The sequence below is a fragment of the Streptomyces sp. NPDC101776 genome, assembly GCF_044766845.1.
Classification (GTDB): domain Bacteria; phylum Actinomycetota; class Actinomycetes; order Streptomycetales; family Streptomycetaceae; genus Streptomyces.
The window spans coordinates 50304-71661 of record NZ_JBIWMV010000031.1 but is presented as its reverse complement, the minus strand read 5'-3'; the positions used below and the strand labels follow the sequence as shown (position 1 = coordinate 71661).

The following is a 21358-nucleotide window of genomic DNA, read 5'->3' as shown; positions in this document are numbered from 1 at the left end:
CCCACTGGTTCAACAATGGGAGCCGTGTGAGTCGCGAGGTTCACGCACGGTTCTGAGAGCGGCGGTGGGTGAGATTCCCGCCGCCGACTCACCTCGTAGCTCGAGCCGACTCTGCCCATGCTCCTGCGGATCCCGAAACCGTCGCAGACCTGCGCGAACGCAGCCGACGTGTACTGGGAACCCCTGTCCGCGTGGAAGATCACTCCGTCCACGCTGCCGCCGCGGGCCGCGACCGCCATCTCCAGGGCGTCGATGACCAGTTCGGCCCGCATGTGGGAGGCCATCGAGTAGCCGAGCACCCGTCGTGAGCAGATGTCCAGGACACAGGCGAGATACAGCCATGAGCCGCCGACCTGCACATATGTGATGTCGCCGCACCACTTCTCGTTCAGCTGCCCGGCAGTGAAGTCGCGTTGGACGAGGTCCGGGGCAGGCGGTGCGAGCCGGTCCTGGACGGTAGTGCGCTTACGCCGACGCAGGTGGCGGCCCCCGATCCGGTTCAGGCGCATCAACCGCTCGACACGCTTGCGGTTGACCGTGTGCCCAAAGCCCCGCAGCTCGGCATGGACGCGCCTGACTCCGTAGGTTCCCTTGTGCGTGGTGTGGACCTCGCGGATCTCCGCGACCAGGGTGTCGTCGGCAACCTGCCGCTCGACTCGGGCCCTCGCACCGGCGATCCACCGGTAGCAGCCGGAGCGCGAGACCTGAAGAACCCGGCATATCCGCTGGACACCGAAGCTCTCGGCGTGGGCGGAGACGAAGTCCCAGCGGCGGGTCTTCACTTCATCTCCTTCGCGAAACAGGCCGCCGCCCGCCGCAGGATCTCCCGCTCGAGTTCCCATTCCTTCTCGGCCTTGCGCAGCCGGCCGTTCTCCGCCCGCAGCCGGGCCAGTTCCTCATCCCGGCTCTCCCCACTTCGGTCGCTGCGGACGTGACCACGAACCGTCTGTTCGTCGGCCTGCCGCACCCAGCTCCGCAGGCTCTCGCCGGTCACCCCGACATCCGCCGCGACCGCCGCATACGTGCGCTTCCCGCCCGCCGCGCGGTACAACGCCACCGCATCGTTCCTGAACTCCTCCGGATACGGAGACCTACGTCCCACCAGGACACCTTCCCTTGGATCTGCAAGACCCATTGTCAGAGTGTCCACACCACGGGAGTCACCTCACCGGGAAGACCGCCCCCGACTCTAGGACACAAGAAAGATCATCTGCCGCAGACGCAACAGCCCGCACCCCCGACAACCCCGGTCCGACCAGATACCGCCCCCACCACGCACCACCACCGGTCACAGATGGTCAGGGACGGACGCCCCTCGGACGCCGGGTGCCGGAGGACATGCGGTCACCGTACGCGGGGCGCCACGGCCCGGAAGCTGCTCGGAGTCCAGGGAGTGGGTACCCCGCGAGGTTTCCCTCATTTCACCGGGCGAGGTGTGGCGAGATAGGCATGCAGGCCGCCCCCTGGGGTCCCGGAGGTGCGTGTCTGCCCTGCCGGGTTGTCCGGCAGGAGGCCGCCCCAGGGAAGGACCCCAGCCGATGAACGTCGACCCGCTGCTCATGCCCGGAGGAGGCGACCCTCCCCCTCTGCCCGCACTGATCCTGGCGGTGGTGGCCGCCGTCCTGGCCGCGCAGAGCGAGGCGTAGGCGAGCGCGCTGGGAACGGCGGCCACCGTCTACACCGTCCTCGCAGGCGGCAACCAGAACCGCAGGAGCTGATCATGGCCCGCACGAAACCCTCCGCCCTCGAACTCGCGATGGTCGCGGCAGTCGGGGTGCACGGATTCACCGTCAGTCCCACCCAGTTGGAACGCTGGCGTAGTCAGTTGTGGCTGCCCCGGACCACGGAGTGGACCGACCCCGGGACGGGCGGGCTCCGTCCCGAGATCGTGCGCCGGGCCGCCGCCCTGGCAGGAATCTCCAAGACCGGCCGGAAGATCAGTTGGTTCGGCTGGGGCTTCTGGGCGATCGACGCCACCCCCGAGAGCACGGCACGGCTGCGGGCAGCGGTGACCGACGCCTTCGAGCGACCGTTCAGGACGGCCGGGATCGACTTCGGCCAGATCCCCCAGGGCGATTCCGACGAGGCGTTCGAGGCCCGTCAGGAGATGGCGGCCCGGCTGTTCAGGAACCAGCACTGCCCCCGCCGGGACTTCGACGGGGCGCTGCGCGCGAACGCGGCCGGCGCCGGGTTCGAGCTGCCGCCGTCCCGGTCGGTGTCCAACATCTTCCACCCGGCCCTGATCGGCCCGGGTGGACGGCTGATGCTCGGCGGCGCCCAGGACGTCGGGTTCGACGAGCTGGCGGAGGCGTGGGAGGCCGCCACGCCCGGCGGCAACTCCGAGATGGTCGAGCAGATCCGCACCGTCCAGCGCGAGGCCGCCCTCGCCGGTGACGACCTGTTCGCACAGTCCCCCCTCGCGGACGGTCTGCCCGGCCTGATGCGCACCGTCCGGGAGGCCGACGGCGAGCGGCTGTGCACGGCGGTGCTCGCCTGCACCAAGGCGAGCGCCGCTCTGACCGTGCTCCTGCCGCGCATGGTGACCGACCCCGAGATCCTGCGGGCCCTGATGGCGGACGAGATGTGGGACCAGTGGGTCCGCGTCGGCTTCGCCCCCGTCCTCGGGGTCAGCGGCGAGGCCGCGGTCTCCATGAGCGTCATCCAGCACCTCCTCATGCCCGAATGGGCCGAGGCACTGGAGCGCTACCAGACCCTCATGGGCACCCTCCTGACCCAGCCCGCCCCCGTGTGACCGCCGCCGGGGCCGACGGCCGGGGCCTGGCCTACCAATTCGAACACATGTTTTACTCGCCACATGGTGCAGCACACGATGTTTCCGCGCGATCTGATCCGGACCCAGCGCCAGCGGACCCGCACATACGCGGCCCTGGAGCGCCGACCCCTCGAAACGACTGCGCTGCGCCGCCGGTTGCAGCAGCTCGACAACCGGATCTCCAATCACCCGTTCTGGCGGACGGCGGCCGGGCGCTCGCCGTCCGCCAGAGTCGCGCTGCGCGAACTGGTCCGGGAGATCGAGGAGACGGAAGAACACCTCTCGGAGCAGCAGCGGCGCATCCTGACGTGCATCAGGGAGTGGGCCGCCGAGCACAACGGCGAGACCCCCTCGGTACGGGAGATCGGCAGGGTCGTGGGCCTGTCCAGTACCGGCAGCGTCGCGTACCAGCTCGGGCAGATGGAACAGCTCGGCGTCCTCGACCGCAGCGTCAGCCGCGGCCCGGGAAAGGGAATCTCCCTGCCCTGGTGACCTGCGGGCCCCGGGCTGGTCAGACCTCGTCCGACACTGCGGTGTCGGCGAGGGCGGTCACGTGCTGGTCAGGAACACGGGGATCACGGGCCCGCACGACCCGTCGGGGGTGTAGTCCCGGCGCCCGCCGAGCGTGCCCGTCTCGGTACGGGTGAGGTCGATACCGAGGTAGTCAGCCCAGATCCCGATGTCCTCGTCGCTGTCGACCACGCCGCGCAGACATGCCCCGTCATCCACAGTCCACTCAGCCCCGGGGAACTCCTGAGCGGTCGCAGTGTCAACAGTCCACACCCGGAGGAGCTCCCGGGCGGCTGCCACCCGTTCTTCGACGCTGCACGCGCTGCTGTCCGTCACGGCGACGAGGCTACCGAGCCCCGTAGAACCCGGTGTTCAGAACAGACACCCGGACGGGGCCGGGGACTCCGCCCGGGGAGGGGTTGCCCAGCGCGGGGTGTCGTACGCGGCCGGGCGGGGTCTACAGGCTGTTGCAGCCGAGGACTCCCGCGACCAGCTCGGGGTGGCCCTGGGCCGGAGGGTGGATGGTCCTCACCTTGGGGTGGCTGGTGGGCGGGCGAAGGAGTGTGTGCCGTGCGGGATCCAGCGCGGTGTGGAGCGCGGTCAGCTCCCCGGAGGTGCGCATCCGGCCCCAGCGGCCGTCCGCCACGCCGTCCATGGTGAGGGTGATCAGGCGGGCGGTGTCCACGTCGTCGCACACGGCGGTGGTCAGGACAAGGACGCTGCCGTCCGCGAGGGCGGCCAATGGTTCAGCTGAGGATTCCGGTGAGGGGCTGGCCGGTCAGGGCCTGGGCGATCTGCCACCGCATTCCGCCCCGCGAGCCCTTGACGATGACGATGTCGCCGGGCTGGAGGAGCTTCTCCAGCAGGCGGGTGGCTGTCTCGTTGTCGCCCACAATGGCGGTGTCCACGCCCGCGTGCGCTGCGCCGAGAGCAAGCTGTTTCGCCAGTTGATCGCCGACAGCAATCACGATGTCCACGCCGAGCTCGCCGGCCTTCTGGCCGATGTCCCAATGCGCTTGCGGGCCAGTCTCCCCCAGCTCCAGCATTTCGCCGAGAACAGCGATCCGCCGGGTGCCCGGCTGCTTCTCTCCGAGGTCGTCGACATCAGACACCCAGGATCACCCCGCGGCCAGCGTAGAAGGACCCGAACCGGTCCCATGCGACCTCTGCGGCTACCTGCGAGCTCCCGGGAAGACCGGAAGGGTTGTGCAGCATCACCTTCTCCTCACTGACTCCGACGGCGAGCACCAGGTGCCCGCCCTTGCTGGGCGGATCCGTGTCAGGTGTCCGGACCGTCTTGTGCACGGACAACAGAACGAGCCCGCCGCCTGCAACGACTTCGGGGATCCCCGTGGCGGGAAGGTCGGGGACGGAATCGGCGCGCAGCCCCCACCGGACCCGCACGTAGTCGGCGAACGGCTGATAGATCAGGCCCCGCACGGTGTCACCGTCCCGGACGTATGCCCCTGCCGCGCACAGGTCCTTGACGAGAGGAACCGCGGGCGGAACGGGGAGTGCCCAGAAGTCCAGTGCCATCCGCAAGCACGCCACCCCGCACATGCGCGGAGCCCAGAACGCGTATTCCTGCGGGGTGTCGGCACCGGACTTCTGCCACAGCGGATCGTCAGCCGCATCGAGCCGGCCGGAGATGAACTCCGGCACCAGGGAGGCGGATTCCCACTGCGAGTAGTAGGGCACGGGGTGATGGATCGGCGGGGCGCTCATGCGCCCCAGTCTTTCCTATGGCAGGTACCCGGGCTTGGTGAACGCGGTCCTGACGAGGTGTTGGATCAGCTCGGGGTACGGAATGCCACCGGCGCGCGCCATCGTGGCGAGATTCCCGTGCTCCGACAGTCCAGGCAGCGTGTTGACCTCCAGCAGTGAGTTCCTCCCGGCGGAACTCGCCATGTAGTCGATGCGGAGGACTCCGTGGGCGCCCAGCAGGTGGTAGACGGCCTGTGCGGTGTGGGCCATGGTCTGCGTGGTCTGGTCCGGGAGGATGGACGGGCAGTGCTCCTCTCGCTGGGACGGGTCGTGCTTGGACTCGTAGTCGTAGAACTCGTTCTTCGACTCGACGTCATGGACCGGGAGGACTACCAGGCGCCCGTCGACCTGGACCAGACCGACGGTGCAGGGGATCCCGGCTATGTACTCCTCGATCAGGTACTCGGCGTAATGGCCCGGTTCGGCCGCGGCCTCGATCATCGGGCGCAGCTGCGCCTCATCCCATGCGATGCCGGCGGCGAGGCTGCCACCGCCCGAGGAGGGTTTGACGAACACGGGGTACCCGATGGAGTGCCTGACGATGGACATCGTCGCGCTGACCGATATGTCCGGGTCGACCACGGCCCACCTGGGGGTGTCGATCCGCGCCTGGGTGACGAGCTTCTTGAAGGTGGGTTTGTGCATCCCGATGGCCGATGCCAGGACTCCGGAGCCGGAGTAGGGGATGCCTGCCGTGTCGAGGGCTCCTTGGATCTTGCCGTCCTCGCCGCCCAGACCGTGCAGGCCGAGGAGAGCGACGTCGATGGCGCCCTTGAGGCCCGATACCGACGCGTCTGCGACGTCGATGAGCTCGGCGGTGAGTCCGGCCGCGGTCAGGGCGCTGTGGGCGTGCCGGCCGGATGCAAGTGAACCGGGTCGTTCGGGGGAGTCTCCTCCGCAGAGAACGCCGATCCGTAGGGTGGCGATGTCTGGCACCGTTGCAGCTGTCACGCGGTTCTCCTGTGAACGCGAGATGGGATCGGTGGTGTCGCCCGTGTGCGGCGGCTGCTTCTTGGCAGTGGTCAGCCGTCGTACACGGACATGATCTTGGTGCAGCCCGGTGCGGGGGAGCGGTGACTGTTTTACCCCCGCACCGGGGGTTCAGAGGACGCCTGTCGCGCCTGGTGTCGGCGGTCGGTCCGTCGTTTGCTTCACAGCGTCACGGACCACTTTCCGCGGGACAGAGTGGTCTGTCCGTCGGGTGTGACGGTGACCCGGGCACCGTGGACGGGCAGGGACCCGACGATGTTGAGCCGTCCCGCTCCAGGTTCAGAACTACGGCCGTGACGACATCCTCACCGTGGGCTGAGGTCTGCACTGCCTGCCTCCTTGCTGTTCGAGTGGCCTGGTTTGGCGCCCGCCGCCTGGGGATTGACCACGTGCTTGCTGGCGGGCTGCGCCGGTGTGGTTTGGCTGTCGACGACGCTGGCCATTCGGCTCCGGGCTGAGTGGTGGACGAAGGTTCCGTCCTCTCTGGCGCCGGTGGTGGTGAGGATCCCCTTCGCCTTGAGTTCCTTGAGGGCGTACTTGACCGTGCCCTCGGTGGTGCCGAACTCGGCGACGAGGTCCTTCGTGACCGGGATCCTGCTGCCTTCCGCGTACGTGCCGTCCCATATCCGGGCCCTCACGGTGTCGCGGATGTGCTGGCTGTGGACGCCGGACCGATGCCAGGTCTCCACCGTCCCCGACGGCCTGCGTACCTGGAGGGTGGACCCGGTCGGCGGGGCGTCCGGGTCCACGACGACCGTTCCGCGCCCGGCCCTGGTGGCCGTGATCCCTTGCCCTGTGAGCCAGGCGACGGCACGGCGGACGGCTCGGGGGGAGACGCCGAGTTCCACGGAGAGCCGTGGTTTGGACGGGATCACGTCACCGACCCGGTAGGTGCCGTCGGCGATGCGGGCCCGCAGGATCCTCGCCACGTGCTCCGCCCCGGGTGCACTGCCCAGCCCCTCGCTCCGGTCGAGGAGATGAGAAACGAGTTGCGAGGAGCAGCCGATGTGGGCGGCGATCTTGCGTTCGGTCCCGCCGGCCTTGAAGGCCTGGCTGACCGCCTCCGCGTACCGTGCGCGGACATCGGGGTCCATTACTGCGCCCGGTGTGTGGACGGGCAGTCCGCGCAAGTGCTGCTGCCAGGTCTGCATCATGCTCCGCCCTGAGCGCGTCGAATCGGATGGGATGACAAAGGCCCGCCGCTACGACAGGAGCCTCTGTCTTTCTGCGAGTCCTGATGGGAGTCAATGCGGCTGACCATCGAGTTCCTCATGTCGTTCGGGTGCTGGGTGTGGTCCTGGCCTCCGCGGGAACCACCCGTGGAGGCCAGGACGGGTCTGGACCCACCAAGGATCAGACCCTCCCGGCTTCGTCAGGGGCCGGGAGCTGGACCCTCGTTCCCCGCCCGCCGTCGGGTCCGGGGAACGAGAGCGTTCCACGCTCTGCCGCCGGGGAAGAGGTCTGACCCGGCGGCAGAGGAATCAGCGGATTCCGCGAAGCCGTTCCGTGTCGGTGACGCGGCTGCGATGCCAGTCGAGTTCGGTGCGGGCGGCACGGGCGTAGTGCTGTACGACGTCCTCGCCGAGCAGGAGGTGTGCGGCGGTGCTGTGCTCGAAGTGGTGGAGCGCGTCGGCCAGATCCGTGTAGACGGGAATCGCACCGGTGTCCTGGTAGGCGTCGCCCTCGCAGGCCGGGCGGGGCTCCAGCTTCTCCTCGATGCCGTGGACCATCGCAGCGACGTAGGCGGCCAGCGCGAGGTAGGCGTTGGCGTCGGAGCCGGCGAGACGGACTTCCAGGTGGGCTTGGCGGCCGTGGCCGGTGACGCGCACAGCGCAGCCACGGTGATCGAGGCCCCAGTTGTAGAAGGCGGGCGCGAAGCTGTACGGCCGCAGGCGCTTGAAGGAGTTGACGCCCGGCCAGTACAGCGGGGCCAGGTGCGGCAGAGCGGAGATGAGGCCCGCGATGGCGTGCTTCATCAGCGGCGGCAGGTCCTGCCCGCGATGGTGGTCGAATCCCGGATCATCGTGCTCGCTCCACAGGGACAGGTGCAGGTGGAGTCCGCTGCCGGTGCCGGTCTGCGGGGCCGCCATGAAGGCCGGGACCAGGCCGTCGTGTCCGGCGACATCGCGGGCGAGGAGCTGGAAGAGGGCGTAGTGGTCGCAGGCGTCGAGGGCGTCACCGTAGGGGAAGGTGACCTCGGCCTGCCCGGGCGCGCCCTCGGTTTTGAACGCCTCGTAGGGGATGCCCGCGTCGGCCAGGGCGCTGCTGAGGTGGCGGGAGAAGGACAGGGCGGCGGGCGGGAGGTCGAGGGCGTAGTCGCGGTTGCTGCTCCATGCCGGTACCGGGCCGGATTCGCCGTCCGAGTGGAGGACGAACTCGCTCTCCACTCCTGCCTTCACTTCGTAGCCCAGCGCGAGCATCCGGTCGAGCTGGACGCGGAGCATGTGGCGGGGGTCCACCTGGACCGGTGTCCCGTCGTGGTGGACAGGGGTGCCGATCATGATGACGGTGCCGGGCCGGGTGGAGAGTATCCGGGCGGTGCCCGGGTCGGGCATGACGAGAAAATCGCCGAAGCCCTGGTTCCAGCCGGTGAGTTGGACCCCTTCCAGGGGGTTCATGCCGGTGTCGGTGGCCAGGAGGTAGGAGCACATCTCGGCGCCGCCCGTCATCCGCTCCAGGAACACCGGCGCGTTGAAGACCTTGCCCTTCAGCCGTCCCTGCATGTCCAGCACGGCGAGCATGATCTCGGTGATGCGCCGTGTGCGGACGAGGTCGCGCAGCTCCTCCTCGCAGACCGCTCCGGAGGGCCAGAGCGAGGCGGGGCGGACGGTTTTCCCTGTGGCCATCAGTAGCCTCCCTCGTCGAACGCTGCGGCTTCCCCGGACAGGGCGGTGCCTGCGGCGGCGAGTTGGTAGTCCTGCTTGCCGCGGGTCATCCAGGTGACCGTGGCGAGCAGCAGTGCTCCCGCCAGGGTCACGCCGGCGTAGTTGAAGGACTCCGTGGTGATCGGTGTCGACTGCGGCAGGCAGAACACCACGGTGATGACGGCCACGTAGGCGATGGCGATGACGCCGACCGGCCGCCGCCAGCGCCCGAGTGTCCAGGGACCGGGCTGGTAGTGGCGTCCCTTGCGCAGGGCCAGGAAGACGGGGATGCCGTAGGCGGGGATCATGCCGACCGCGTTGATCGCGGTGATCGCGCCGTAGGCGGTGGGCGAGTACAGGACCGGCAGGGTGAGGGCGAACGGGACGACGACGGCGAACCACACGGCCCGGGTGGGTGTGTTGGTCCGGGAGTTGACGCGCCGCCAGCTCTTCCAGCCGGGCAGGGCGCGGCTGCGGGAGAACGCGTAGATCATGCGGCTGGCCGCGGCGACCTCGGCGTTGCCGCAGAACAGCATCGCCACGATGACGATCAGCAGCAGCGCCTTGGCGCCGGACGGGCCAAGGACGTCGAGGAAGATCTGAGCCGGCGGGACCCCGGTCGCCGTGTTCTGGGTGGCGGCGTAGTCCTGCATGGCGAACAGCAGGCCGGCAATCAGCACGAAGCCGGCCACCCAGGACACCCAGATCGAACGCACCATGCCCCTGGGCGCGGAGACCTGCGCGTCCTTGGTCTCCTCCGCCACGTGCGCGGAGGCGTCGTAACCGCAGAAGGTGTAGCCCGCGAGAAGGCCGCCGATCAGCGCGACGTAGAGAGGGCTGGAGAAGCCCGTGTCGTTGTGGAAGTGCGTGAACACGAAGCCCACCGACCGGTGCTGGGCCGGGGCGAGGGTGAGCGTGCCGACGATGACGGCGACGCCCAGGAGCTGCCACCACACCGAGATCGAGTTGAGAACGGTGACCAGGCGCACGCCGGCGGAGTTGAGAAGCCCGTGCAGCAGGAGGATGGCGCCGAATATCAGCATGGTGCCGCCCGGGGTCGGGGCGATGTCCCACTGCAGCTGCGCGAAGGCGCCGATGAACGCGGCGGCTCCGTAGTCGATGCCGGCGATGGCGCCGAGCAGACCGAGCAGGTTCAGGCAGCCCGTGTACCAGCCCGCGAGTTTGCCGCCCAGCTTCTCGGCCATGAAATAGGGTCCGCCGGAGGTGGGGTAGGCGGAGACCACGTCGGCCAGCGACATGCCGACCAGCAGCGTCAGGCCGCCGATCACGACCCAGGTTCCGAGCATGACGACGGGCCCGCCATGAGCGAGGCCGAACCCGAACAAGCTCATGCCGCCGGCCAGGATGCAGATGACCGAGAAGCTGATCGCGTAGTTCCCGAACGTGCCCATTTTCCGGGACAGTTCAGGCCGGATCCCTAGGGCCTTCAGGACGACATCGTCATCCGGCGGCGTCATGGAGACGGTTCTGTGAGACACCAGTAGTCCACTTTCAGCAGAAGGGAGGTACGGGGAACAGGCCAAAAGGTGCAGGCGCAGGCAGTGGGTGACCATGCGCGCGTGTTCGGTGGGCGCGTCCTACTTCAGGACGGCGGCGCGGATGTGGAGGAACTCGTCCGTCCAGTCCCGGGAGCGGCCGAGGCTGTCGTTGATGTCCTTCCACGGCTGGGGCGTGACGTAGGGGCCCAGCGCGTTGAACACCTGCCGGGCCGCGTTGGACTTGCCGCAGGACACCAGGGCGTGCGCCAGATAGTTCAGGTCCCAGAGCGAGAGCCAGCGGTGCTCGGCGTCGGGAATCGGGGAAAACCACCCGGTGAACGCGCGCATAGCGACGCGGTGTGCCTGCTCCGTCTGCCAGAACCCGGCAGCACCCCTCTGGCTGCTGCGGTGCCGTTCCCGGTACAGGTCCATGCGGGCGTACAGCGGCAGCATCAGCAGCTCGGGATGTGTGTGGGCCTCCGAGACGATCCACTGCGCGTACTGGAGGGCTGGAACAGCTCCGTGGTGCTGCAGGAAGTACTCGCGCATCCGGTGGTGTGCGTCCCTGTCGCCCGGGTGACGCTCGTTTGCCTCGGCCCACAGGGGCCACGGCCCGGACAAGGACATCTCGAAATCGTCCAGCCGGTCCCACGGCTGTGTACGGCTTCGCCAATAGGGGTCGAGGAACCGCGGATCGTACGGAAGACGGGCCAGCTGAAGCCGGCCGTTCCACGGCTCGGGAGAGTCCGGCCAGAGCGTTGCCGCCCGGTTCCACTCCTCGTGGGCCATCACCGCGGCACGGCACACCACATCGTCGGCCTTGCCCTCACGGTGAAGTTGCAGCGCCCCGTGGGTCAGGGCGCGCGCCCACAGGAGGGACGCGTGCCGGCTGTGCGGTTCTTCGTCCCGCCACATCTTGATGACGCCGCGTGCGCCGGGGTCGGACACGAGCAGGTGGCAACGGCGCGCGAGCAAGGACCAGTTCAGTCCCGTATGGATGAGCAGGTCGCGGGCGGCGAGGTAGCGCCCCATTTTCAGGTCTTCCAGCGCGGCCCGCAGATCGGAGTCGGCACCGACAGGACTGACGATCAGGCCCGCGGCGGGGGACGCCGCAGGGGCTTCGGGAGGGGCGCTGGACGTCGCGCTGGTCACTAACCGATCGGACATGACGGCCTCGGGATTGGGGGCGGAGGTGCACCGGCGATTCCTGCTCGGGGCAGAACACGGGCGCAGGTGAAGGTGGGATCAAGACTTCAAGAGGGCGTGTTCAGGGGGAGTTGGCCGCCGGGATGCGGACCTCGGCAGGGGAGGCGAGGCGCACGGCATCCCGGCGGCCGGTCAGGGGGCCGGTGTCCGGCAGGGGTCAGAGGTGCAGGGCGCGTGGCCTGATCAGGGCCTGGACGATCTTTCCGTCGGCCACCGGGAGGTAGGAGATCTCGGCTCCGAGGCGGCGCGCGGTCCACAAGCCACGCGGTCGCTCACCCTCGGCTGGCTCCCACCTCACGGCCGTATCGAAGTCCGGGAAGTCACGGTGGCCGTCGTGTACCTGGATGACAAGTTCACCGGTACGAAGCAGCGCCCACCGCATGGTGAACATGGCGTACTCCGGTACCCGGGTGTGCGCGAAGGCGTTGGCCATCAATACGCCCCCGATCACGGCCAGATCCTCGATGTCCACGAAGCCGAGGGCCGGGTCCAGGTACGCGTTCAGGTATACGCGGGTGAAGCGGAAGGCGTTTCCGGCTGCGTGGTGGGTTGCCCGAAACTCTTCTTTCCTGACCCACTTGGTCTCTGCACACCCGAGATCGGGGATCACAGGGACACCACCGTGCTCCATGTCGTCGTTCCTTCTCACAAGAGGGAGAGAGCACCAAGTCGTCGTGCCGTCAGAGCTGACACCCCAGTCGTCCGCGACGGCGTCGACCAGCAAGAGGCCGCGGCCGTGCTCGTCGTCCAGGGCTGCCTCACCCAGCACGGGGAGTTCGTGAGAGCCGTCCCGCACCTCGATCAGAAGGTGCGTGTCGGTTAGATACGCACGAACTCCGACGTCACCGAGCCCATGCTTGAACGCATTCGTGACCAACTCGGTGACGACCAGATCGGCGGACTGGATCAGCTCGTCCGGCTGCCCCCAATACCGCAGCCCGGCCCGGAGAATGACGCGTGCGCGACGCGGCGCGGCTCGGTCTGCTTTTGCGATGACGCCAGCCGTGGAGCTCGAGCTTCGCTTGAAGGACATGTCGAATCCGGGGTACCCCCGGAGAGGGGGGAGGGGTTTGGGGCGTGTTCGCGCGATGGTCGCAGGCGGTGTCATACCGAGCCCTCCGGGCATCCGAGAATTGCAGACGCCGGACGTGCCGCTACGCGTTCGCCGTGACGAACCGTTACGGGGGGTATTGACCACATCTTCATGGGGACCGATGCGGTCTGCTGCATCTCCGGCTTCACGGGGGACTCCCTGTTTGCACGCTCTTGTGCCTGGTCAAACGCTCTCAGCGGGTTGGCGATCAGGCTCCTCTCATTGCGCGTGGCCCCGCCATGGCCTACAAGGTTTCCTCTGAGACACCTATGAGCGACGAACATGGCCTCGGCGTAGCTTTGAAGTGGCTTGTGCTCGGGGACTCTTGCCATGGCATGACGTTGCGGATTCCTCTTCTTCAAGAAGGGATCGATCCGAAAGCGCGCTGAGGGACCAGCGGCGCCGGAGACTGGGGGCGGTATGGGCGACACGCCGAGGACACTGCTGAAGTGGCTGTGTGATCGGGACAGACTTCCCTACCGCCAGTTCGAGAAGAAGTTCACCGAGACAGGTACTCGTCTTTTCGGTCCAGACCCCAGCAACCCAACCCTTGGCGAGACGCAGTTCCGACGCTGGACAGGCGGCAAGCTCGTCACACTTCCCAGCCCTGAGAGCTGTCAGATCCTCGAAGTCATGTGGCCGGGCTATACCGTGGAGCAGTTGTTTGGGCCACCGCTGGAGGTCGATCCTCAGGCACCCGCGTTTGACCTTGAAGAGCGAGTTCGAATGACTGCACGTGAAGCACATGACGGGGCCGACGCGACCGCTGCGTCGTCTATTTCCGACAACACCATTGAAGAACTACGCGACCAGGTGATCAATCTGGCCCAGACCTACCACCGACTGCCGGCGGTCACAGCGTTCGACGAAACCGACAGTCTCCGCCTGAAGATCGAGGACCACCGAGACAGGACTCAGATCCCTGTCCAGCAACAGGACTTGCTGATTCTCAACGGTCAGACGACCGCACTGCTGGCGGTTGCCGCCTTCGACCTCGGCTACTTTCCCAGCGCCCGCAGTTTCGCTCGAACCGCAGCCCTGTACGGCGAAAGCTCACGGTTCGCACCCCTACAGGCCTTCGCCGACGGGACTCTGGCCTACATCGCTTACCACACCGGCAACAAGTCGGAAGCCGTCACAAAAGCCAACCGGGCTCTGTCGTACGGCGGCCTCGGCGACATCGCCCAACACCGCCTGCACGCCATCCAGGCCCGGGCTTTCGCCCACCTCGGCGATGTGTCCTCCGCACAGCAAGCCATGCGGTTGTCCGAGGACGGAAATGGGAATCGCCTCGACGAGTTGCATGACGTTGTGGGCGGCGAGTTCGGTTTCTCTGCTGAGCGTCTGGCCATGTCCAACAGCACCACGGCCCTGCTGGTGGGCGACGCGGCGCAAGCAGAGGCGTATGCGCAGCGTGCCTTGACGCTGCTTGTCCAGAAGGCGCCTGACGATCAGTCCGCGCACGTCCGGGCAGGCGCGGCAGCCGATCTTGCTCAGGCTCGGCTGCTAGCCGACGATGTCGATGGAGCGGCCGAAGTCCTCGCGCCCGTCTGGGAGGTACCCGTCGAGCAGCGCAACACCGGCATCGTTCTACGGGCCGCCCGCATCGGCCGTCACTTGGCCCAGCCGCGCTACCACGGGGCGCAGGTGCCGCGGGAGTTGCGCGAGCGGATCGAGGACTTCACCCGCGTCTCGCCGCCGTACCGGCTGGGCCCGCCTGTGAGCCTCCTCGCGATCGAAGTCTGATCAAAGGGAGGCGAGAACCCTCGCCTCCTTCTCCGGGGCGATCCCGTGCTCTGCCCACCGCGGGTGGTCCACGGGACGCCCGTCCTCAGCCCACCACTTCCAGGTGTCCCTGACCGTCTCGACTATCGGTCGGCATCGCAGACCCGCCTCGGAGGCCCGTCGGGAGTCAACTGCCCACACCCCGGCATGCGTGCGCCATAGAGGCAGCTCTGTCCACTGCTTCACCCGCTGTTCGGCCAGCACGTTGGCATCCACCCAGACCGGAGTGCCGTCACTTTTCGTCACGGCCAAGCACTCGTTGAGGAAACCACTGAACGAAATGCCCTCGGGGTGTGTGACGTTGAAGCCTCCGCTACTCGAACTGACAGCCTGAGCAAGAGCGAACCGGGCAACGTCGCGCACGTCGACTGGCTGGATGAGTTGTTCGGCGGGGGCAGGGGCAAGGATGCGGCCGCCCCGCTTTGCCCGTTCCAGCCACCAGGGCAGCCGCCCGACATACTCACCGGGGCCCAGGATCACGCCGGGTCGCAGGAATACTGCAGAGCCACCGAAGGCCTCCGCGACGGCACGTTCCCCGCCAGCCTTCTGGAATCCGTACTGGGTGGGACTGCCGTCCTCGCCGGTGTATCCGAACGAAGCGTCGGCATCCGCGGGGCAGTCCAGCAGCGGCGACTGCTCTGTCAGCGGTTGGTGCGGCCACCCCTCATAAACGGAGACAGTGGAGATGTGCACCCAGCGTCCGGCGCAGTCCTGCAACGACCTTGCGGCCAAGCCCACTTCGCGCGGGGAGAGCTCCGAACTGGATGTGTCGATCACTGCATCCCACGGTCCGTGCTGAGCCAGCTTCAACAAGTCTTCGCGCACCATGCGGTCACCGTGCACGACCTCGATGCCCGGCGCATCGCGACCCGACCGGCCACGGTTGAAGGTGGTAACCCTCCATCCCCTCGACAGCGCGCTCTCCACAACGGCTTTACCCAGGAACCATGTTCCACCCATGACCAAAATCCTCATGTGCCGATCCTGCCCTCCAATTCATGCAGAGAACGGCGGTCCGCGCGAAGCGGAAGCCCCATCGACGGTTACCGTCAGCCGCTTGGACGGCTGGTACGTCGACCTGTCGCCGTGGTCGGACGCCGCCGAGTGCGGTCCCTGGCACCCCAACAATGACCGAAAGGCAACGTCGGGCCCCGCCGCAGTCGGCTGAGGCCCGACGCACGTGGGGGTGAGATTCCCCGGAACCGGCTCGGTACCGGGCCCCGCGGGCCAGGATGGTGTGGGTGACGAGCACCTCCTCAGACCTTTAGCACCACTGCGGGCGCACCCGCGACCGGGCACCTCCTGCCCCGCCCTCCTGAGTCCCCGGCTCCAGGGGCTGCAGTCGTGCCTCCCTGAGGTCTCCAGCCGGTCGGTGGACGCTGTCTCGACGCGGCCCCAAGGATCAACGAAGACAATACGCTCAGACTTGGCACGGAAGACGTCTGGCCTGAGGACTCGGACGTCGAGGACTTCCAGAGCCAGCGCCTGGAGGCTTACGCCGCCCGTTGTGCCCGGCTTGCACCGCGCCTCGCCGCAGGACTGCCCAAGAATGAGTAGCGCGAGCTCTCCTGGCGAATAGGGCGTTGGTGAAGGAGATGCGTCAGGCAAGGACCCCGGTGCGTGCGGCGAGACCGCGTAGTTCCATCGACGTGGGACCGGAGACCAGCAGACTGGAGATGAGCGATTTGGTCGCCGGGCGGGCGTGGGACTCTTCGGGGGCACACTGTTCGGCGGCCAAGAGGGACCGGATGCACTCGGTGCGGCGGCCAAGTCGGTCGTAGGTGACGGCGATGTCACCGAGTGCGCGGGAACGGCGCTCCACGCTGGGCAGGGCCTTGAGGGAGATTGAGCGGGCGGCAGCGAGCGCGGCCCGGGGATCTCCGGCGTGGTTCTCGGCGCTGATTCTGTGCAGTGTCACGGTCAGCGTGCTGAATCCGCCGCCGTGGTCACGTAGGAGAGTGGCGCCGCCAAGTTCCTTGGCGATGGCTGCCGCCTCGTCGGTCAACTCCCGCATCCCGTCTCGGTCCCCCCTGCGTGCGAGGGTGTAGCTGGCGCTTTGTACGAGCAGTCCGCGTACCGCGGCCCCGGCCCGTCCGGCGCCGCGCAGATCCGGGTGGTCAGCGGCGGACAGTGCGATCGACAACGCCGCGGAATGCCACCCCGCTTTCCTGGCCAGCACAGCCAGTTGGCGGGAGGATTCGGCGACCGCGAGGACGTCTTGTGCTGCCTCGGCGAGCTGCCGTGCACGGTCGGCCGCCATCCAGCCGAGCTGCTGCTCGTCCATTTTCACGAGCATGCGGGTGGCCAGCAGATAGCTCTTGGCCAGGAGGGCGTACTGCCCGGTGTCGTTCCCCGCAGCGGTCAGCGCGTGGCCGACGCGGATCAGGCGCGGCAGGCGTACGGCGAGCGAGGCGTACCGACAGGAGCCGAAGTCGGCGAGTGCTCGGGTGAAGTCGACGGAGAGCTTCTCGGGCGGCGGGATCGCGGGGGCCGATCCCAGGCCGAGCATCGCGTCCCGCAGGCGGGCGACAAGGAACTCGCCGAGCAGGGCCTCGTCGGCCTGTGCCATTCCACTCCCCAGGAACGGGGCGCCGGCCGCTGAGGCGGCCGTGGCCGTCAGGCCCGCGAGCAACTTCCTTCGGCGCACCTCTTCACCGTCCTCCCAACCGGATCTACCCACCCTAGGGGCGGGCAGTCGGGGGAAGGCGCTGGTTGCACCGATCGGCTGACCGTGCCGAACTTCCGGCCGGGACGCGGGCGGCGTGAGACCGAACGCCTGGTGCGGTAACTCCAGCGCGTCGGCGAAGCACCGCAGCACGTCGATGTCCGTCATCGGAGAGACTGCCCGCTCGTAGCGGGAGACCTGGGCCGTGGAGTAGCCGGTCAGCTCGCCGAGTTCGGCAAGGGTGAGGCCCTTGGCCTGCCGGGTCTGCCGTATCAGTTCCCGGGGGCCCTGGCTCCGCGACGTGTGTGTTCAGGATCGGCCTCATGCCGTGGACGACGGCCCGGCACTGGCCGGGGTTCGGCCTTGGAGGGGACGTCACCCGACCGGGTACGCGACGACGGGGCGGGACTGCGCGCTCGCCGGCCACAATGTCGGCTGCGCCGTGTCCAGCCCTGCTGCGGCAGGTCTTCGACGTCCCCTATGCCCTGACCTGCACCAGCGGTACCACGGCGATTGCCCTCGCGCTGATCTCCCTCGGCCTGCCGCTGGGCTCCCGGGCGGAGTTGGACGGCCGTCCGGGAGACGGTGGCCGTTCACTGCCAGAACTGCGCCAGCACTCCTTCTCTGAACGGCGCCGGACTGACGGCCAGTTCCCCCGAGAACGGCCGGTCCAGGGTCAGGCACAGCAGCACGCTCACGCCGATCAGTGTCGCGACGGACATCACGAACATCAGCTGGGCACGGACATCGCGGATGCCGTAGAGGAAGGTCAGCGGGAGCATGACGAGTGCGCCGCCGTAGACGAGGACGCTGAGCAGCGGAGGGAGTGCCTGCTGGGAGTCGGAGAGGCGGGTGCGGCGGGCCGAGGCCACTTGGCTGAGCGTGGAAACGGCCTGGGAGTAGTACGTGGTCTGGGCCGGGGTCTTCGGCTCGTAGTCCTGGAACACCTTGTACAGGGCGCTCACTTCGGGATTGGTCAGATTGGGGTCCGGGGTGCCCTCGCGCATCAGGGGCCACTGCTTGTCGACGACGGCGCGGACATAGGCCCCCAGCGCGTCGGCGACCCTCTTCTGCTGGTCTGCCGGAAACGCGTCGGCGTCGCGCAGTACTTCAGCGGTCTGCGTGGCTTCGGAGGCGACGTTGGCGGTCGCGACGTCCAGGCAGGTCCACTCGGTCACCACGACGAAGGCGAGGATGATGCCGTAGATGGCGGCGTACATGCCGAGCACGACACCGATCATGTCGTTGTGCTCGCCCTTCAGCACCAGGCGCGGGAATCTCCGCCGCATCACCAGCGTGCCCGCCACCCCGAGGAGGACCGCGCCGCCGACGAACAGGAGGGCGAGGACAAAGGTGTTGAGGTTGTTGAGCAGCCAGACTTCCACGGGGTTCCGGATTCCCTTCGGGACACACGACGGGTGCGTCGGGCGCAACGGTCGACGTCCGGGCCGGACACGGGAACCAGGGATGATCCACCTCATCGTGTCAGCGCTTCCAGCCTTTCCGGGACGCCGTGCCGGTGGGCGCCTGCGCAGGGAACTCGCGCGTCGGCACCACCGATCTGGACCGACCACCCCAAGCCAGTGAAATCCGCGAACCGGGGCCTGGAGAACCCCGGGTCACCCGGCACAACCTCACTGGAAGGAACCGCACCATGAACACGACCACCGCGGCCGCGCTCCGGGACCTGCTGCGCCTCGCCGGCCCCGGCGTCCGCGAGCAGCTGGAGGCGCTGTCCGCCTCGATGCGGTGAGGAGGGCAGCGGCGGACAGGCAACGGCAGGAGACGGCCCCCGCCACGGCATGGGGCCGGCCCCTCGCCGACGAGGCGACACCCGAAACCCCACCTGCTCCGGCCTGCTGCCGTGTCGGCGCCGTGCGAGCGGTGCGGCCGGCCCCTCGCGTCTGTGTACGAAACTGTCCCTGATGTTCTGGAGCCGGACCGGACGTCACTGCGCCGACTGCCGGGCCGACCTCGCGCAGCAGCCCTCGACGACCCTCCTGCAAGCTCTGTTCGGCCCCCGCCGTACGTAGATCCCGGGGGCGGGGCACGGCGGTTCAGGGCTGGGAGACGACAGCGCGGACGTCGTGCAGCCGCCGTTGAGCTTCGGCGGGTGGGTAGAGGGCGATGAGGCGGGCGGCGGTCGAGATGGCCAGGGCCATCACCCGTTCCTCCTGGGACAGAACCGAGAACCGGTCGGCGCCGTCCCCGGCGAGCGCGTGGACCGCTGCGGCGACCGGCTCGCTCATGGCCACGCTCTCCAGCCACACGAGCCCGGCGGGCGGCATGACCGCCCGCCGGTGCAGGGAGAAGCCGGGATCGAGCCTGACCGCGCCGGACAGCAGCCCCGACGCTTGTTGTTCCATGTAGTCGGCGGCGAGCGGGGAGAGCGCCGGCGCGGCGGGCACCGTACCGGTGAGGTAGGCGAGGACCAGGTCCACGGCGGCGGTCTCCCCGGCGACCTGGTCAGCGTCGGCCGGTCTGGTGGTGTGCGTCGTCATGTCCGGCCAACGACCCGCCGTCCCGCCCCGATTCGGGTTGCGGGGGGTTGCATCCGCTGTCTGTTCGGGTCCGGTTCGCTCGTCGTCTTCGACGGCCTGGTCCGTCAGATCGCCGGACAGGGGCCGCAGCGTCATCGTGGTCATCGAGGTTTCACGCCGTGAGACCGGGCGGGTTACCCGTGGCCGTCTCGGCGGGCGGCCAGGGCCTGGTCGATCTCGATCAGGTAGGGGGCGACGAAGCCGTGGTAGTCCGCTTTCCGTTCGGCCGGCAGATCCCGCCAGCCGGTGATACGGCCACGGCAGAGGTGTGAGCCGCACCGGCAGCGGGCGGCGAAGTGGTCGACCGAGTAGTTCCGCATCGCATAGTCGAAAGTGATCTCGTCGCCGACGGCGATGGATGCGCGGGCGACGTAGTCGTGAGCACCACTGGTGTTGAGGCGAATCCCGCAGTTCGGTTCACACGAGTGGTTCACCTTCGGGACGAGCCCGTCGTGTAACACGAAGCGTTCCGGACCGACTTGGGAGGCGTGGGAGTGATTGCGGTCCAGTTCACGGCCGATGACACCAACTATTACCGTCTCGTCGACCTGGAAAGGCTGGGTGGCGAAAACACCTTCTCCTTTTTCTTGGGTTCCCCGGAGTTCGATGCCGTTGTCCATGGTCGCCTGCTCTCTCTGCGGGATCAGCACGCCCGCGGGTGATCAAGCCGCGGGAACGACAGAATCGATGCGCCGCCGAGGGGCCCCTCGGCGGCGCATCGATCCTTGCACCATGTCCTTCAGGAAGATCCTGTCCGGCACGGCCTCGACGTCGCCATGAACTCCGCCTTCATCCTCGGCTTGGGCGCCGGGACTTCCTGGAACATGCTCACCAGTTTCCAGGAACGGCTCATCGTCCACCTCGGTCGCGGCCACGGTCTCACCTGGCCCATGCCCGTCCGCCACCTCATACCCAGCGCCTGGATCCACCCCCTTAACCCGCAACGCAATGCCGAGGTCATCGCCACTCTCTGCCGGTTTCTGCGCGAGGAACTTCGACCGCCGCGAACAGCCCGCCGGCCTCTCCACGGCCTTCAGGGCTGCCAGTCGTGGCTGACCACCCGGGCGTGGCATCGGTTCGAAGCTGCCCGTCGGCAGGGGGGAGCCGGTACGTGTCACGCTGCCGGTATGAGCACCACGCGCCGCCGGCTCGGCACCGGACCCGCCCCCCGTCAGCACGGCGCCGACGGCGCCCCCGTCCGGACGGGGGCTGCCGGCCGAACGCACCGCGCACCCGATCGGGCAGGACACCGGGCAGCAGAACACCGTCCTCCCCGCAGGACGGCGGATCCTGGGACCGGGCGCGGCCGGGGGCCGGTGATCCTTCAGCCGCCGCTCGTACCCTGATAGCCCGCCGCATCCAGGAGTGCAGGCGCCGCCGCCTCCTGAGTCGCCGCGCTTGTGTCCCGTCCCGCCTGCCCGGCACGGCCCGTCTCACCGCGTCGTTGTCCGAGGCCGATTACCCCTACCGCCGGACGCACGGAAATCTCTGTTTGTTGAAGTAGACATTGGGATCGGGTCGTGGTTATGGTTCTCTCGTAGCCCAGAGAAACAGCAGGGCCTGGCAGACACGAACTGCCGGGCGGCAGTACATGCAGGTGCAGTTCGCAGGACGGTGCGGTGGTGGAGTTCCGAAGCCAGAGCGGTTGCAGGACGGCGACGGGGCTGAC

General features: G+C 68.3%; 19 protein-coding genes and 2 pseudogenes. 3 read left to right on the top strand and 18 right to left on the bottom strand.

Features of this window, described 5'->3' with window-relative positions; translation table 11 throughout:
* Nucleotides 1-92: 92 nt before the first annotated feature.
* Nucleotides 93-1102, bottom strand: a pseudogene (locus ACIRRY_RS48230) (IS3 family transposase); the annotation flags it as partial.
* A gap of 618 nt (nt 1103-1720) precedes the next feature.
* On the opposite strand from ACIRRY_RS48230, the gene ACIRRY_RS48225 reads away from it, so the two are divergent.
* Both ACIRRY_RS48225 and ACIRRY_RS48220 read left to right on the top strand, forming a co-directional pair.
* Nucleotides 1721-2752, top strand: a complete 1032-nt coding sequence (locus ACIRRY_RS48225; RefSeq protein ID WP_403986299.1) for a hypothetical protein — start codon at nt 1721-1723, stop codon at nt 2750-2752.
* 63 nt (nt 2753-2815) lie between these two features.
* A complete protein-coding gene (locus ACIRRY_RS48220; protein ID WP_403986296.1) occupies nt 2816-3265 on the top strand; it encodes a LexA family protein in 450 nt (149 codons plus the stop codon).
* A gap of 57 nt (nt 3266-3322) precedes the next feature.
* On the opposite strand, the gene ACIRRY_RS48215 is transcribed toward ACIRRY_RS48220, so the two are convergent.
* From ACIRRY_RS48215 to ACIRRY_RS48170, 10 genes are all read right to left on the bottom strand, one after another.
* Nucleotides 3323-3502: a hypothetical protein gene (locus tag ACIRRY_RS48215; protein ID WP_403986293.1), complete on the bottom strand. Its 180-nt coding sequence runs from the start codon at nt 3500-3502 to the stop codon at nt 3323-3325.
* Nucleotides 3503-3740: 238 nt separating this feature from the next.
* Complete coding sequence (locus tag ACIRRY_RS48210; RefSeq protein WP_403986290.1) at nt 3741-4025, bottom strand: hypothetical protein; 285 nt, start codon at nt 4023-4025, stop codon at nt 3741-3743.
* Nucleotides 4026-4029: 4 nt separating this feature from the next.
* Nucleotides 4030-4395 (bottom strand): glutamate ligase domain-containing protein, encoded by a 366-nt coding sequence (locus ACIRRY_RS48205; protein ID WP_403986287.1) that lies wholly within the window; start codon nt 4393-4395, stop codon nt 4030-4032.
* A complete protein-coding gene (locus ACIRRY_RS48200) occupies nt 4388-5008 on the bottom strand; it encodes a C39 family peptidase (protein ID WP_403986284.1) in 621 nt (206 codons plus the stop codon). The genes ACIRRY_RS48205 and ACIRRY_RS48200 overlap by 8 nt, the downstream gene beginning before the upstream one ends.
* A gap of 15 nt (nt 5009-5023) precedes the next feature.
* On the bottom strand, nt 5024-5998 hold the full coding sequence (locus tag ACIRRY_RS48195) for a D-alanine--D-alanine ligase (RefSeq protein ID WP_403986281.1): 975 nt from the start codon (nt 5996-5998) through the stop codon (nt 5024-5026).
* A 344-nt stretch (nt 5999-6342) separates the two neighbouring features.
* A complete protein-coding gene (locus ACIRRY_RS48190; RefSeq protein ID WP_403986278.1) occupies nt 6343-7191 on the bottom strand; it encodes a GntR family transcriptional regulator in 849 nt (282 codons plus the stop codon).
* 327 nt (nt 7192-7518) lie between these two features.
* Nucleotides 7519-8883, bottom strand: a complete 1365-nt coding sequence (locus ACIRRY_RS48185) for a glutamine synthetase family protein (protein ID WP_403986275.1) — start codon at nt 8881-8883, stop codon at nt 7519-7521.
* The gene (locus ACIRRY_RS48180; protein ID WP_403986273.1) at nt 8883-10379 is read right to left on the bottom strand and encodes an amino acid permease; all 1497 of its coding nucleotides are present in this window, start codon (nt 10377-10379) and stop codon (nt 8883-8885) included. The genes ACIRRY_RS48185 and ACIRRY_RS48180 overlap by 1 nt, the downstream gene beginning before the upstream one ends.
* Before the next feature lie 120 nt (nt 10380-10499).
* Nucleotides 10500-11552, bottom strand: a complete 1053-nt coding sequence (locus ACIRRY_RS48175) for a hypothetical protein (protein WP_403986270.1) — start codon at nt 11550-11552, stop codon at nt 10500-10502.
* 211 nt (nt 11553-11763) lie between these two features.
* Nucleotides 11764-12639, bottom strand: coding sequence for an ATP-binding protein (locus ACIRRY_RS48170; RefSeq protein WP_403986267.1), 876 nt, complete (start codon nt 12637-12639; stop codon nt 11764-11766).
* A 480-nt stretch (nt 12640-13119) separates the two neighbouring features.
* Between ACIRRY_RS48170 and ACIRRY_RS48165 the strand changes: the two genes are divergently transcribed.
* Entirely contained in the window at nt 13120-14445 is a 1326-nt protein-coding gene (locus ACIRRY_RS48165; RefSeq protein ID WP_403986264.1) for a DNA-binding protein, read from the top strand.
* Here the strand turns inward: ACIRRY_RS48165 and ACIRRY_RS48160 are convergent, their stop codons facing one another.
* From ACIRRY_RS48160 to ACIRRY_RS48130, 7 genes and pseudogenes are all read right to left on the bottom strand, one after another.
* Entirely contained in the window at nt 14446-15459 is a 1014-nt protein-coding gene (locus tag ACIRRY_RS48160) for an NAD-dependent epimerase/dehydratase family protein (protein WP_403986261.1), read from the bottom strand.
* Nucleotides 15460-16084: 625 nt separating this feature from the next.
* Complete coding sequence (locus ACIRRY_RS48155) at nt 16085-17131, bottom strand: XRE family transcriptional regulator (RefSeq protein WP_403986258.1); 1047 nt, start codon at nt 17129-17131, stop codon at nt 16085-16087.
* A 144-nt stretch (nt 17132-17275) separates the two neighbouring features.
* A pseudogene (locus ACIRRY_RS48150) lies at nt 17276-17422 on the bottom strand (helix-turn-helix domain-containing protein); the annotation flags it as partial.
* Between the two features lie 320 nt (nt 17423-17742).
* A complete protein-coding gene (locus tag ACIRRY_RS48145; protein WP_403986255.1) occupies nt 17743-18534 on the bottom strand; it encodes a DUF4239 domain-containing protein in 792 nt (263 codons plus the stop codon).
* A gap of 672 nt (nt 18535-19206) precedes the next feature.
* Nucleotides 19207-19794: a hypothetical protein gene (locus ACIRRY_RS48140; protein ID WP_403986252.1), complete on the bottom strand. Its 588-nt coding sequence runs from the start codon at nt 19792-19794 to the stop codon at nt 19207-19209.
* 29 nt (nt 19795-19823) lie between these two features.
* The gene (locus ACIRRY_RS48135; protein WP_403986249.1) at nt 19824-20309 is read right to left on the bottom strand and encodes an SET domain-containing protein-lysine N-methyltransferase; all 486 of its coding nucleotides are present in this window, start codon (nt 20307-20309) and stop codon (nt 19824-19826) included.
* 42 nt (nt 20310-20351) lie between these two features.
* On the bottom strand, nt 20352-20564 hold the full coding sequence (locus ACIRRY_RS48130) for a hypothetical protein (protein WP_403986246.1): 213 nt from the start codon (nt 20562-20564) through the stop codon (nt 20352-20354).
* Nucleotides 20565-21358: the final 794 nt, after the last annotated feature.

What these genes read in the sequence shown, in the direction of transcription:
- ACIRRY_RS48200 (WP_403986284.1), bottom strand. Translation starts at nt 5,008, where the DNA reads ATGAGCGCCCCGCCGATCCATCACCCCGTGCCCTACTACTCGCAGTGG.
- ACIRRY_RS48180 (WP_403986273.1), bottom strand. Translation starts at nt 10,379, where the DNA reads ATGACGCCGCCGGATGACGATGTCGTCCTGAAGGCCCTAGGGATCCGG.
- ACIRRY_RS48160 (WP_403986261.1), bottom strand. Translation starts at nt 15,459, where the DNA reads ATGAGGATTTTGGTCATGGGTGGAACATGGTTCCTGGGTAAAGCCGTT.
- ACIRRY_RS48165 (WP_403986264.1), top strand. Translation starts at nt 13,120, where the DNA reads ATGGGCGACACGCCGAGGACACTGCTGAAGTGGCTGTGTGATCGGGAC.
- ACIRRY_RS48170 (WP_403986267.1), bottom strand. Translation starts at nt 12,639, where the DNA reads ATGTCCTTCAAGCGAAGCTCGAGCTCCACGGCTGGCGTCATCGCAAAA.
- ACIRRY_RS48185 (WP_403986275.1), bottom strand. Translation starts at nt 8,883, where the DNA reads ATGGCCACAGGGAAAACCGTCCGCCCCGCCTCGCTCTGGCCCTCCGGA.
- ACIRRY_RS48225 (WP_403986299.1), top strand. Translation starts at nt 1,721, where the DNA reads ATGGCCCGCACGAAACCCTCCGCCCTCGAACTCGCGATGGTCGCGGCA.
- ACIRRY_RS48140 (WP_403986252.1), bottom strand. Translation starts at nt 19,794, where the DNA reads ATGACCACGATGACGCTGCGGCCCCTGTCCGGCGATCTGACGGACCAG.
- ACIRRY_RS48220 (WP_403986296.1), top strand. Translation starts at nt 2,816, where the DNA reads ATGGTGCAGCACACGATGTTTCCGCGCGATCTGATCCGGACCCAGCGC.
- ACIRRY_RS48190 (WP_403986278.1), bottom strand. Translation starts at nt 7,191, where the DNA reads ATGATGCAGACCTGGCAGCAGCACTTGCGCGGACTGCCCGTCCACACA.
- ACIRRY_RS48135 (WP_403986249.1), bottom strand. Translation starts at nt 20,309, where the DNA reads ATGGACAACGGCATCGAACTCCGGGGAACCCAAGAAAAAGGAGAAGGT.